This is a genomic window from Methanosphaerula palustris E1-9c (assembly GCF_000021965.1).
In the GTDB taxonomy this organism is placed as follows: Archaea; Halobacteriota; Methanomicrobia; order Methanomicrobiales; family Methanospirillaceae; genus Methanosphaerula; species Methanosphaerula palustris.
Map to the genome: position 1 here is coordinate 2570582 of NC_011832.1, position 12618 is coordinate 2583199.

Consider the following 12618-nt stretch of genomic DNA (forward strand, 5'->3'; position numbering starts at 1 on the left):
TCCCGGTGATAATGTATATCATTACCGTTTTAACGATTTTAACGCCATTAAAATAAATTACGTCGTTGTAATCCCGGGGCTGAATACAACTGGAGACATCCTCATAACAGACACTCAATACCGCTGTCAGGAGGTGGATCCGAGGTGCCGATCCAGAGGGATTTTCCATAGAGAAGAACAAAGTCCTCTTGGTTATCCGGTGCACACTATGAGCGATCTCTTAAGCGTCATCTCAGCCTCTGAAAAGAGGCGCAATCTTCTGATTCTCCTGAACAGTGGACCAAAGGAATGGGATGAGATCAAACATACCCTCAATGTAACCTCCACCGGGATGCTCCCCCAGGTAAAAATTCTCGAAGATGAACACCTTATCGAGAGAGATGGAAAGAACTTCTTCCTCACCCCGATGGGGAGGGTGCTGACTGCACAGATGATCCCCCTGATAAAAACAATGGATGTCTTTGATCGGGAGAAGAAGTACTGGCACGAACACTCCCTCGATGCACTCCCGTATGAACTCCTGCTCGATATCAGTGACCTCGGAAATTATAAGATCATTGAAAATTCTGATGAAGAAATCTTTGATATCACCACATTTCTCAACAATATTGCCACCTCAAAGACAGTGAAAGGGATATCTCATGCAGTGCACCCACGGTACCCTGAATTCTTCTTAAACCTTGCAAAAACCGGTGTCGAAGCATCATTGATCCTGACCCCGGGAGTGTATAAGATCATGAAGGATAAGTACTACGATGCCTTTGAAGAGGGGTTACGCTACAAGACATCAAGCGTGTACGTATCAAAGGATGATATAAAATTCTCGTATACTGTCACGGACTCATACTTTTCGATCTCCCTCTTCTATAATAACGGTGTCTTTGACTCGAAGAACGACCTTATCAGTCGTGACCAGTCTGCACTTGCATGGGGAGAGCGTATCTTCTCATACTACAGAGACCGGTCGGAAAAAATTGAGTCTTTGGATTAACCCACAACACACGCCCTGATGGTCAGTCCGATGATCGGCTCCCAGCTGATCACAAACTCCCTCATCTTCCTGAAGATAAGTGAGGGTCTGTCTTCAAAGGATGAGGAATAGACCATCAGAAACGCGATAGTGACCACCAGGCTGAAGAGCAGGATGATCCATTCACTCCGGATGATATGGAGGTTCAGCGCGTAGATCATCACGCCGTACAGCCCCAGCAGGATCAGGATCAGCACACCTCGGGTCATATTCTCCCCGAGACAGGCCGGCAGGGTCCGGATGCCTGCCATCATGTCCCCCTTGACATCCTTGAAATCGTTCACACAGGAGTTGACGAAGACTCGCGATCCATAGAAGAGGAAGATAATACCGACCGTCACGAGACTGGTGGTCCACTGACTGATGATCAGGGCGATCGTTCCTCCCCAGGTGATCCCGACGATGATGTTCTTTACGCCGACACTTCCTTTGAGTTTGATCGTATGGGACCCGATCCGGATCCCACGGGTATAGAAGTACCCCACGATAAAGGGGAAGAGAGGTGCGAGGTATATCCCGTCCATGCCAAGGATCGACGCCCCCAGAAGAAATGTCACGGCACTGGCGATGAGACCGGCATTCCGGTTTGCACCACACAGTTCACTCTTATTGATCGCATCCTCTTTACAGTCGAGGGCACGGTCCAGTGTATAGGTGGAGTAGATGATCAGTATACAGGCACAGTATACCGGTATTCTCATAGCAAGACCTGCGAGGAGGAAGGCAATGTGCAGCCGAAGTCCCCCTGATAGTGCGACAACTGTGGATGAATTCAACAGTCGCATCGTTGGTGTGGCAAAAGGAGTCACACCTTAAAAAATTTCTTGTGTTCTATTATTATAACCGCATTATAATTTTTTATCTGATTATAATCTTGCAGATTGACCCATCCATCATATCATCTGTATACCCAGTCACCTGACCTGATGAAACAGAACCACGAGGAAGAGTCGACTCATCTCCATCTCAGATTTGTCAGGAATATCAGAAAGCCTCATCTCCCATGAAAGGAGAATGAAGGCTCGATGATCACACAGGGCATCATCAAAAAACTCTGGGATGAGACTGGAGTCGGAAACGTCGCCCTATGAATGGATGAAACGATGACCGTGGTGCCAGCCAACTATCCAGATGAGACCGCCGGAGAACGACCGATGGTCATCCTCAAGCCCATCGCCCTGGTGAATCAGTACGAACTGCTGGACTTCGCCCTGAACGATGAAGGATTACTTGAAGAAATCGAACGGGTGGTCAGGACCGCCGGCGGCGTGATCACCCGGGGCCAGAGACAATAAAACCCTGGTCGGGGATGATCCCCGCTCTCCCATCAGGTGGTGTCAGCCTTCCGGGGGACTCTGACGAGGAGAAAGAGGATGGCCGCGATGAGTATGATCACCGGGAAGAGGGTCAGGGTCGCGGTGAGGCCGAGATGGTCGGCGACCGCTCCGGAGACCGATACACCCAGTCCGCCGGCACCCATCGCGATCCCCATAAAGAGACCCGAGATCATGCCGATCTGTGAAGGGATCATCTCGTGAGCCATGGCGATGGTGACAGAGAACGACGACCAGAGCAGGAACCCAAAGGTCATGATGGCGGCGATCTGCGCGACCCCGTGGGTGAGAAGGATCAGTGCGAAGGCAGGGATGGCTGCAAACGTGGAGACGACGACGATCGGCTTTCTGCCCAGACGATCTGATAGTATGCCACCGGTGATCTGCCCGGCGACGCCGGAGAGGAGCATGACGCTGACGAGCATCGTGGCCGTCAGGATCGGATAACCATTCAGGACCAGATACGTGGGGAGGAACGTCATCGTCCCGAAGGTCACCCAGGCCCGCAGGGTGCTCCCGCCGAAGAGGAGGAGCACCGGCCGCCAGTTTTCATGGTCGGACATGGCAACCTTCCTGACGACCGGACAAGTATCAGGGATCGGACTGACGAGGAGGATCAGGGCACCGACCACCGCTGGAATGACCAGCCAGGTGACTGCAGGGATCCCTCCGAAGGTCAGCACCAGCCCCCCGAGGATCGGGCCGAGTGCCTGTCCGAGGTTGCCACCTACGACAAAGAATGAGGTGATCCGCCCCCGGTCTCCCTGACTCGCGATCGCATCGACCTTGCAGAGCGCACCGGGATGGAAGGTGGCATGGCCGATACCGGATATCGCGACGCAGACGAGCAGGATCAGGTAGTGATCAGTGAGCTGACCGACGAGGGCAATGCCGAGGCCGGAGAGGAGGATCGAGAGGCCGACACTGACCCGGAACCCACGACTGTCGGCCAGCCGCCCGAAGACTGGCTGGAGGAGTGACGAGATCAGACTGTGCATCACCGGCAGGAGAGCTGCCTGGAAGTAACTGTAGCCCATCGTCGTGATCAGCACCGGCTGCAGGGCCATCAGCACCGGTGCATAGATATCATTGATCAGATGGGCCAGTGCCAGTTCAGAGATCTCCTTTAGCCTGGCGGAGGTCCGGGCCGGCCGGGTCTGCCCGGTGCCCGGTTCTGCCTCCATTCATCTCACCTCCCGTGACTGCAGCCGTGCCGTAAGGAGTTCCTCGATTCGTTCATCATAGACAGATTCAAACGCATTGAAGAAACGGGCGATCAACTCCAGTTCCTCCTCTGAAAGGGGGCCGACCCGTTCGGTGGTCCTCGTGTAGATCTCCTTATGAGTCTGTTCATGGTACCTGTAGGCGACCCATCCCTGGTCGGTCAGCTCGAGCGAGACCTCCCGTTCGTTCTTCCGGCCCCGGACTTTCTTCACCAGCCCGCGTCCAGCCAGTTTTGTGACGGCCTGTGAGGCGGCCGAAGGGGTCACCCCGAGCAGGTCGGCGATGACCCGGACATTGTTCTCCGGGGTGGCGCCGATCGCCTGAATGGTATGGATCTCAGAGAGGAAGAGTGACTCCTTCACCCCGTAATCACGAGGGATGCTCTCCATCTCATTGACCTTGTTCCGAAGCCGCATCCAGATCTGGTACACTTCCTGCATGGTGATGGGGTGAGATGCCATAATGATCAACCAATTATATACTTAATTAATAAGTCACTAATTGGTTTAACTATTTTGTATCAATCCACCCGGTTCGGCATATTCCCTTTCACCAGGGAGCGACAATTGGCATAAAGACTGGACAGATGATACCATTATATATTCAACCGATATAGTGCCCCCTATGAAAGAAGAAAGCCGGCTCCCATTGCCGCCATTCTCATTCGAGACCGCGGTGGAGAAAGTACGAATGGCAGAGGATGGATGGAACTCAAGGAACCCAGAACTGGTCTCGCTGGCCTACAGTATCGACAGCAGATGGCGCAACCGGGCCGAGTTCGTCAATGGTCGCGAAGAGATCGTCGCGTTTCTGAAACGGAAGTGGGCGAAGGAACTCGAATATCGCCTGATCAAGGAGATCTGGGCGTTCCAGGAGAACAGGATCGCCGTACGATTCGCCTATGAATGGCATGATGATGCAGGGAACTGGTTCCGTTCGTACGGTAACGAGAACTGGGAGTTCGATCAGACCGGCCGAATGAGTGTGCGCCATGCCAGCATCAACGACCTGCCGATAACCGAGGGGGAACGGAAGTTCCACTGGCCGCTCGGTCGACGCCCCGATGATTACCCCGGCCTGTCTTCCTTTGGCCTATGACCAAGGAAAAGGAAAGAACCCTTTTTTTGACACTGATCTCACTCCCCGCCACAATGAACCCGGCCCACGATCACCTGGCCGCCCTCTGCACTGAGTCATAGGAGAGCGACCGACCGGTTCGGCCGGCAGTCGACGGGCTGAGGAGTACATCCAAGAAGAACTCGAAGCGCTCGGGTATCAGGTCGAGGGGCAGGAATTTTTGACCAGGAACTGGACGGTGGAGGAGGCGATCTGCCAGTGCGGAGAGGAGACGATCTTGGTGGTGTAGATCGGATCGATGGACGACATGAAGCAGCCAGACCTTGTCGGGAAGGTCGTCATCGCCCACGGGGACCTGACCGCAGAGCCGCTGATGCCGAAGAACTTCCGGTTCTACTGGCATGAACCGCACCGGGAGATCATACGGGTCATCGAGGAGAAAGGGCCGGCCACCCGGATCACGGTCTCTCCCCGGTAGGATTACGCAGTGCCGGTGATCATCTCGCCGGAGACTTCCAGATCCCCCCCCGTACGGTCACCTCACCGGCAGGGGACCACCTCCGCTCGCACCCGGACTCCCCGATCACCCTGACTTAAAAACCAGGATCAGCCCGATCTGGGCCGCCAACGTGATCGGCTGGCAGGGGACCAGGAAAAGAGGATCGTCCTCTGTGCAAACCAGAACACCAAGCATTACACCCCCGGTGCCCTCGACAATGCCTCGGGGGTGGCTGCCCTGCTCCTCCTCACCTGGAGGTTCGCTGAGCAGCCGCCGACCATCGGACTGGAGGGTCTTCTTCAATGGGGAGGAGTGTTACCATGTCCCGGGTGAAGGAGCGTACCTCGATGCCGGCTCCCCGGACCCGGCGAAGGTCGCCCCGGCAATCAATATCGATGGGATCGGCCTTTTTTATCACCGGTCAGGCATTTCGTATTATGGATGTCCAGAGGACATGGTCGTCACAGCTGAGCAGGCAAGAGAGCCTTTTCCAGACCCGGAACGGACCGAGCCCTGGCCCCAGGGGGATCATATGATCTTCCAGGGCGTACCGACGATGGCCATCTCGGCTCTTACAGCGTTCGGGGTGATCGAGCAGGTGATCCATACCCCGGCCGATTCCTGGACGGGTTGGACGAAGCCCTGATCGAGAGGACAGTCGACGCGGTTGAAGCGATCGTCAGGGCTCTGAATCGGGAAGGAGCGATCATGTAATACCAGCATCACAGGGCACCTCCCCTACCGCGATCTCTTTGTGGTCTCCGGGCAAATGATCTGAATCTATGTCCCGATCATCATGACACCACCCGAGGACCTGCTGAAGAGATACTGGGGCTACTCCTCTTTCCTCCCACACCAGAAGGAGATCATCGGATCGGTGCTGAAGGGTCAGGACACGCTCGCGATCATGGCCACCGGGGGTGGAAAGTCGCTCTGTTACCAGCTGCCGGCCCTCTGCCTCGGTGGCCTGACGGTGGTCGTCTCGCCGCTGATCTCGCTGATGAAGGACCAGGTCGACGACCTGAACGAACGGGGGATCCTGGCGGTCGCCTTCAACAGTTCGATGGAGTACCGTGTCCGGACGAAGATCGAAGCCGACCTGAAGAACGGAAAGATCCGGCTCCTCTTCGTCTCTCCGGAGCGGTGTATGCAGGCCGGCTTCCTCGACCTGATCAAAGCCGCCCCGATCCGGTTGATCGCCGTCGACGAGGCGCACTGCATCTCCGAGTGGGGGCATAACTTCCGGCCGGAATACCGGCAGCTGGCTCAACTGAAGAAACTCTTCCCGGCCGTCCCCCTCGTCGCCCTGACCGCGACGGCCATCCCCGAGGTCCGGCGGGACATCTGCCAGCAGCTCGGAATCTCGGACGCCCACGAGTTCGTCGGCAGCTTCAACCGGAAGAATCTGATGTACCGGGTCGTCGAAAAGAAGAACCCGAAGATTCTCCTCCTCACCTTTCTGAGCCGGCACCAGCACGAATCAGGGATCATCTACTGCATGAGTAAGAAGGAGACCGAGGAGGTCGCCCGCGATCTCCGGCGACGGGGGTACAATGCACAGGCCTATCATGCTGGCCTCTCGAAACAGGTCAGGACGAAGGTTCAGGACGGGTTCATCAAGAACACGATCACGATCGTCTGTGCCACCATCGCGTTCGGGATGGGGATCGACAAGCCGGATGTCAGGTTCGTGATCCATTACGACATCCCAAAGACAGTGGAGTCCTACTACCAGGAGACCGGTCGGGCAGGGCGGGACGGCCGGCCGAGCGAGTGCGTCCTCTTCTACAGCCGGGGGGACATCGCACGGGTCCGCTCAATGCTCGAGCATGACCACATGACAGAACGAAACCTCCGGGCCTCGCTCCGGAAATTGCAGGAGATGACCGAGTACTGCGAGGCGATCACCTGCCGGCGCCGGTTCCTCCTCTCCTACTTTGGGGAGGAGTCCCCGGACGAGCACTGCACCTCGTGCGACAACTGCAACCACCCGGCAGCGAGGAACGACGGCACGGAACCGGCCCGCCTGATCGTCGAGTGTGTGAAAGAACTCTCCTCGAACTTCGGTATCGACCTGATTACCGACCTGTTGCGCGGGTCGACGTGCGCCAGGATCAGAGACTATCACCTGGACGCACTCGCTGCATACGGAACAGGGAAGCAGTACAGTAAGGCTCAGTACCGGACCTGGATCAACGAACTGGTCAGGCAGGGTTACCTGGCACGGACCGGCGACCGGTATCTGGTGATCGGCATGACCGACAAGGGCGAGGATCTGCTGAGGGGAAAAAACCGTGTGATGCTGCCGGCCCAGGAGAAGATGAAGACAAAAACCACAAAGGCCCCGAGGGCCAGACCGGCCGCGGAACCTGTGGTCACCTCAGCCCGGGATACCGACCTCTTTCTCCAGCTCAGAGCCCTCCGCCGCTCGATCGCCGAGCAGGGAGGGATACCGCCGTTCATGGTCTTCCCCGACAAAACCCTCAGGGAGATGGCCCGCATCCGACCCTGTGACCGGGAGAGTTTCCTTCAGATCTCCGGCGTCGGCGAAGTGAAGGTGAAGCGATACGGCCCGGCCTTCATCGAGGTGATCCGTGGCTGTTCTGAGGAATCCTGATACCTAGCGTGCTGACCAGTTCTTCTGCAGGAGAGCAGTAGGTTTTAATAATCCCAGGATGATATGGGGCAGGTCTGCCCTGTCGAAAGAAGTCTCTGAGGCAGATGCGGTACAACCCGGTTCAATCGCCGATAGAGTAGGGGTGACAGGCATGATCCCCGCTCGGTCAGTCGGGAGATGGAAGTACCGTCGGAACAATCGGAGGTAATATTTTGACACCGATTCCTGACACCAGAACAGATAGAAGAATGGCGGTGGGATCACAGATGAGACCCGGAACGGGGTGCTCCATCAGGGAGGAAGAATGATCCACCTCACCCTCACCGACACCGATGCATCGACACTCTCCGGCATGCTCACCGGTTATCTCTCTGATCTCCGGATGGAGATCGCTGACACCGAGCAGCTCGGTTTTCGTCAACAACTCAAGGAAGAGGAGGTAACCATCAAGAAGATACTCGTGATGCTCACCGAGCACCAGAACTGAAGTCCCCGGTACCGGGAAGATCATCACTGGTCTTTAAGAGGTATCCAAGCGAAATCTGGATACCTGAGTGTGATCGTCTGTCGTTCGAATGCCACCAGTGCGGAGAATGCTGTAGCCATCTTGGTCTGGTTCACATCATCGAAGAGGACCGAGGAGCATTGCGGTTTCTGGTCCGGAACCAGTACACCGGGGAGCGGACGCCGGTCATCGTCGACCCTGACAAGATCGAACTCTTTCTTGACAGGAGTACCTTCATCGAACGTCCCGAGGCATGTCCGTTCTTTCGGTTCAATCGATCATCGGCGAAAGGCTACTGCACCGTCCACCTGACCCGCCCAGAGATCTGCAGGGACTACGGCTGCTGGCGGCTGCTGATCCTCGACACCGGGGGGAAGCGGGCCGGCCGGATCATGGGTCAGCGTCATCTGGCGTCAGAAGACCCGGGACTGACCAGACTCTTTTCAGACCAGATCGATCCCCTGGTGGAGCCCGATGACCGGGTCTGGGATGACAGGGTGATACAGATGCTGGAGCGGGCAGGGTATACCGTCCGAAGATGATCAGAGAGACCCGACCCAGTTCATACACCCCCTGTCTCTTTTCGTGAATCAGCAGGGAGAGGACGATCATGCCGATACAGAAGAGAATGCCGACGGTGAAGGTGTGCTGAAACCCGATCAGCACCTCGCCGGCCATCTGATGGAGATGGATCGCACCGGTGGCCCCGGGTTTCTCAAAGACCCGGATCCAGTGATCGAAGAGAACCTTAAAGACCACGATCCTAATGGTGCCCCGAGGTACCGGGAGAAGTACCAGAGCGCTGACGCCGAACCCTGGTGATCCTTCTGGCTGAAAGAGAGGACGAGCCGAAGGTTGGGCGGAGAGAAGAAACCCATCGAGAGCGCCCGGAGCCCGAGTGCGATCAGGATCAGTATCAGGGGCATTGAACTGTCGAAGATGACGAAGAGCAGGAGGATCCCTGCGAGGGTACAGAGCCATCGGGAACCAATCCTGTCCGAAAGGGTACCGGCCACCGGCCCGAAGACGATGATCAGCAGAGATGACACCACCAGCAATAGCCCGGCGAAGTTGGCGGTATACCCTTTCACCAGTTCAGAGTAGAGTGGGAGCAGAAAGACCGTCCCGGAGACCACCATGCGGTTGATGAAGGCCGTTCCGATCCCCATCGTGAACTGTGGCTGTTTGAGGAGGTGCAGGTCGAGGGGGGAGGGCTGGTACCATTCTCTGAAGAGAAAGGCCGAATTGATCAGCAGCGAGAGAAGGAGGAGGAGGATCGGTCCTGAGGTCCAGCCCCGTTCCTTTCCCATGGAGAGTGCGGCTATTCCGGTCCCTACGCCAGAAAATATCAGCACCGACCCGAGGGTATCGAACCCCAAGGTCGCCATCTTCCTCTGACCTGAATCGGAGGGGATGACAGCCAGGGCCAGGAGAACAGCGACGATACCGAACGGGATATTGATGAAGAAGATCCACTACCAGGAGAGGAAATGGGTGAGGAGGGCACCCAGCCTGAACCCGGCGGCGAGGCCGAGGCCGCTGGCTGAGGAGAGGTACCCGAGAGCCCTGCCCCTCAGATCGTCCGGGTATCACTCAAGAGAGTCAGTTCCCAGGGCGTATCTGGCTTTCAAAACGATTTCATCAGAATCCCGCGGCCCCTCGATCACTGGGGGTGAAGAGAGACGATGCTGGTCAGGGATCTGCTGGCGACCCATGGTCTTTATAGACTGCAACATATATCTGTGATACCCGAGGTTATTGTGGGGAGAGAGAGCTATGAAGAGCGTACAGGGAGCGTCGACGATATCACACCATTCGGTGGTCGCCAGGATCAGGGCCAGGCCTGACATGGGCGGGAGAGTACAGCAGGAGATGGAGAATCTGGTCGAACTGACAAGACGTCTGGACAAGGGGTGCATCTCCTACGAACTGTTTCAGGACAGTGAGGATAACGACCTCTTCTGGTTCGTTGAGACATGGGAGGACGAGGAACATCTGAAGAGACACCTGGAGTCGGACCATATGAAGGAATATTTTCTGGCTATGGAAGACCTGGTCGAAGAGACCGGAATACACCACCTTAACAAGATCCGGTAACGGAATTATCCCACACAGGGAATGGATCCCAATCCATTTTAAAAAACGTTTTGGGGTCAGAGGTTGATATGGAGCACTGTCGCCGGCGGAAAGCCGTTGAAGTAGGTGGACGAGGCGATCGAGTAGGCACCGATATTCTCTGAGTAGACGAGGTCGTTGATCTCAAGATCCGGCAGTTCGGCGCTGAGCGTGATCGTGTCGAAGGCATCGCAGGTCGGGCCGAAGACCGCTGAGATCTGAGTTTCTCCCTCCTTAAAGGCCAGCACCGGGTAGGTGTTGTGGTCGAAGACCTGCCCGGAGTAGGTGTGGTAGACCCCATCATTGATGTAATAGCCGGGCTTTCCGTCGCGGAAGGCCTTCCCGATCACCTTGGAGACGAGCGTGCAGGCGTTGGCCACCAGGAACCGCCCGGGTTCGGCCAGGATCTGCATGTCAGGAGGGAAGAGCCGCTCGATCTCGGTGTTCAGCCTCCTGGCAAGGAGGTGAAAGGACTTCACCTCCGGGTGGTACCGAACCGGAAAACCGCCACCAATGTCGAGGATTCGGATCTTCTGGCCGGTTCGGGTCTCGACCTCCTCGATGATATTAGCCGAGAGTTCCAGGGCCTGGACATAGTTATCAAAGTTGGTGCACTGGCTGCCGACATGGAAACTGAGCCCCTCGGTGACCAGTCCCATCGCAAACGCTTCGGAGATCAGGTCGACGGCTTCCCCCGGTTCAGCCCCGAACTTGGAGGAGAGTTCAACCATCGATCCGGTATTGGGAACCCGGATCCGTAAGACCAGCCCCGCATGGGGGGCATAGGTCCGGATCTTCTTCAGTTCCTCGCTGTTATCGAAAGTGACAAGCGGCTTGTACTGGTTGAGGGCCTCGATGGTCTCGATCGGCTTGATGGTATTGGCATAGATGATCTTGTCCCAGATCCATTCCTGCCGCTCTTTATCTGGCAAGTCCTTGATGTTCTCGTAGACGACCATGAACTCAGGCATGGAGGCGACGTCGAAACTGCACCCCATATCGAAGAGCGTCTTCACGATCTCAGGGTTCGAGTTGGCCTTGACCGCAAAGTACACCTGGACATCGGGCAGATGTTCACGAAACTCCCGGTAGTTCTGCCGGATCTTCTCATGATCGATGACAAAGATCGGGGTTCCATGCTCCTGTGCCAGGCTCTGCAACAGTTCCTTCCTCTCCTGGTCGATATGGAGGAGACTGTCGTCACAACCTTCTGAAATATAGTTCTTATCCCCGGGCTCCGGCACCGTTGTCATTACAGAATTACATCATTGCACGAATAAGAAGTTTTTGACTCTTCAATCATTTTCGAGCCCGAAAAAAACCCCGATTCCCGGACATATCGACCGATAATCTCCCCTCTCCATCCCTACATCGCCCCACCGTCATCACCCAGGCCGGAACAGTTGGACAGGCGCAGAGGACTCCGTCACCGGGAACACGCACACCATCAAATCCCAGCCGATCCAGATCGACCTGGGCGGACTCGGTACCCCCACCGATCCATCGATCCCATTCAGTCGACGATCAACCGCTTCAGGAACGGGGACCGGATCTTCAGCAGGTTCAACCCCAGTGCGAGAAGGTAGACGGCAGCCAGTTTCGATCTCCCGACCCGCTCGAATCGCCTGGGGGAACTACAGATCACCCGATCAATCTGGACCAGTCTCCCATAGGATCTGACCGCCCTGCAGAACTCGATATCCTCACAGTAAGGGATCGGTGAAAATCTACCGGACTGAACGAAGATTCTCTGGTCGACAAAGATCCCGAAGTCCCCGAAGAAGGTCTGAAGACGGCGGGCGAGCCAGTTCACCACCTGACGACGGACCTCTTCCGGCCGGTCCGACTCAACGAAACTCTGCAAAAAAGCCCCGCCGACGACCCCGGGAAGGGTGCATGCCTCCTCGATCACCCGTAACGAGTCCGATGGGATCACGCAGTCGACATGAAGGAAGAGAAGGATCTCTCCCCGTGCCACTGCTGCCCCGGCATTCATCTGAATACTCCTCCCGGGGGATGTGGAGAGGATGGTCACCAGTGCAGGAAAACCTCGTATACATTCATTCAGAAGAGAAGGGGTCGTGTCTGAACTGCCCCCATCGACGACGATCACCTCGAAATCTCCGTCCAGGGAGGCAAGGCGGTCGAAAAATAGCCGGACGGTCCCCTCTTCGTTCAGTACAGGAGTGATGATCGAGATGAGGGTCATGGTTCCAG

The 12618-nt window shown here is 56.3% G+C and carries 16 protein-coding genes and 1 pseudogene; 11 read left to right on the forward strand and 6 right to left on the reverse strand.

The features are described from left to right. Nucleotides 1-208 precede the first annotated feature (208 nt). A complete protein-coding gene (locus MPAL_RS12150; RefSeq protein WP_012619032.1) occupies nucleotides 209-991 on the forward strand; it encodes a helix-turn-helix transcriptional regulator in 783 nt (260 codons plus the stop codon). Here the strand turns inward: MPAL_RS12150 and MPAL_RS12155 are convergent. Beyond that, entirely contained in the window at nucleotides 988-1839 is an 852-nt protein-coding gene (locus MPAL_RS12155) for a UbiA family prenyltransferase (RefSeq protein ID WP_012619033.1), read from the reverse strand. The two genes, MPAL_RS12150 and MPAL_RS12155, sit on opposite strands and share 4 nt — an antisense overlap. Before the next feature lie 294 nt (nucleotides 1840-2133). On the opposite strand from MPAL_RS12155, the gene MPAL_RS12160 reads away from it, so the two are divergent. Beyond that, nucleotides 2134-2325: a hypothetical protein gene (locus MPAL_RS12160; RefSeq protein WP_012619034.1), complete on the forward strand. Its 192-nt coding sequence runs from the start codon at nucleotides 2134-2136 to the stop codon at nucleotides 2323-2325. Between the two features lie 32 nt (nucleotides 2326-2357). Here MPAL_RS12160 and MPAL_RS12165 read toward each other — a convergent pair whose 3' ends face one another. Both MPAL_RS12165 and MPAL_RS12170 read right to left on the reverse strand, forming a co-directional pair. Then, nucleotides 2358-3548, reverse strand: coding sequence for an MFS transporter (locus tag MPAL_RS12165; RefSeq protein ID WP_012619035.1), 1191 nt, complete (start codon nucleotides 3546-3548; stop codon nucleotides 2358-2360). Beyond that, nucleotides 3549-4049: a MarR family winged helix-turn-helix transcriptional regulator gene (locus MPAL_RS12170; RefSeq protein WP_148208239.1), complete on the reverse strand. Its 501-nt coding sequence runs from the start codon at nucleotides 4047-4049 to the stop codon at nucleotides 3549-3551. It abuts the gene before it with no gap. A gap of 163 nt (nucleotides 4050-4212) precedes the next feature. Between MPAL_RS12170 and MPAL_RS12175 the strand changes: the two genes are divergently transcribed. From MPAL_RS12175 to MPAL_RS12195, 7 genes and pseudogenes are all read left to right on the forward strand, one after another. Then, the gene (locus MPAL_RS12175) at nucleotides 4213-4686 is read left to right on the forward strand and encodes a nuclear transport factor 2 family protein (RefSeq protein WP_012619037.1); all 474 of its coding nucleotides are present in this window, start codon (nucleotides 4213-4215) and stop codon (nucleotides 4684-4686) included. 277 nt (nucleotides 4687-4963) lie between these two features. After that, a complete protein-coding gene (locus MPAL_RS16350) occupies nucleotides 4964-5143 on the forward strand; it encodes a hypothetical protein (protein ID WP_158303679.1) in 180 nt (59 codons plus the stop codon). Between the two features lie 183 nt (nucleotides 5144-5326). Continuing rightward, a pseudogene (locus MPAL_RS17645) lies at nucleotides 5327-5377 on the forward strand (hypothetical protein); the annotation flags it as partial. Nucleotides 5378-5381: 4 nt separating this feature from the next. Continuing rightward, a complete protein-coding gene (locus tag MPAL_RS17090; protein WP_048145384.1) occupies nucleotides 5382-5810 on the forward strand; it encodes an SRPBCC family protein in 429 nt (142 codons plus the stop codon). A gap of 150 nt (nucleotides 5811-5960) precedes the next feature. Beyond that, entirely contained in the window at nucleotides 5961-7781 is a 1821-nt protein-coding gene (gene recQ, locus MPAL_RS12185) for a DNA helicase RecQ (protein WP_012619039.1), read from the forward strand. Nucleotides 7782-8085: 304 nt separating this feature from the next. Continuing rightward, nucleotides 8086-8268 (forward strand): hypothetical protein, encoded by a 183-nt coding sequence (locus tag MPAL_RS12190; RefSeq protein WP_012619040.1) that lies wholly within the window; start codon nucleotides 8086-8088, stop codon nucleotides 8266-8268. A gap of 77 nt (nucleotides 8269-8345) precedes the next feature. Next, on the forward strand, nucleotides 8346-8828 hold the full coding sequence (locus MPAL_RS12195; RefSeq protein WP_048145385.1) for a YkgJ family cysteine cluster protein: 483 nt from the start codon (nucleotides 8346-8348) through the stop codon (nucleotides 8826-8828). Between the two features lie 117 nt (nucleotides 8829-8945). On the opposite strand, the gene MPAL_RS12200 is transcribed toward MPAL_RS12195, so the two are convergent. Next, the gene (locus tag MPAL_RS12200; protein ID WP_083767054.1) at nucleotides 8946-9758 is read right to left on the reverse strand and encodes an MFS transporter; all 813 of its coding nucleotides are present in this window, start codon (nucleotides 9756-9758) and stop codon (nucleotides 8946-8948) included. On the opposite strand from MPAL_RS12200, the gene MPAL_RS15965 reads away from it, so the two are divergent. After that, the gene (locus MPAL_RS15965; protein ID WP_148208240.1) at nucleotides 9700-10032 is read left to right on the forward strand and encodes a hypothetical protein; all 333 of its coding nucleotides are present in this window, start codon (nucleotides 9700-9702) and stop codon (nucleotides 10030-10032) included. The genes MPAL_RS12200 and MPAL_RS15965 overlap by 59 nt on opposite strands. 30 nt (nucleotides 10033-10062) lie before the next feature. Further along, on the forward strand, nucleotides 10063-10383 hold the full coding sequence (locus MPAL_RS12205) for a putative quinol monooxygenase (RefSeq protein ID WP_012619042.1): 321 nt from the start codon (nucleotides 10063-10065) through the stop codon (nucleotides 10381-10383). 56 nt (nucleotides 10384-10439) lie between these two features. Here the strand turns inward: MPAL_RS12205 and MPAL_RS12210 are convergent, their stop codons facing one another. Next, nucleotides 10440-11654 carry a type III PLP-dependent enzyme gene (locus MPAL_RS12210; RefSeq protein WP_012619043.1) on the reverse strand — a complete coding sequence of 405 codons (1215 nt, stop codon included), beginning with the start codon at nucleotides 11652-11654 and terminating at the stop codon, nucleotides 10440-10442. 260 nt (nucleotides 11655-11914) lie between these two features. Next, the gene (locus MPAL_RS12215; protein WP_012619044.1) at nucleotides 11915-12610 is read right to left on the reverse strand and encodes a TIGR04283 family arsenosugar biosynthesis glycosyltransferase; all 696 of its coding nucleotides are present in this window, start codon (nucleotides 12608-12610) and stop codon (nucleotides 11915-11917) included. Between the last annotated feature and the right edge of the window lie 8 nt (nucleotides 12611-12618).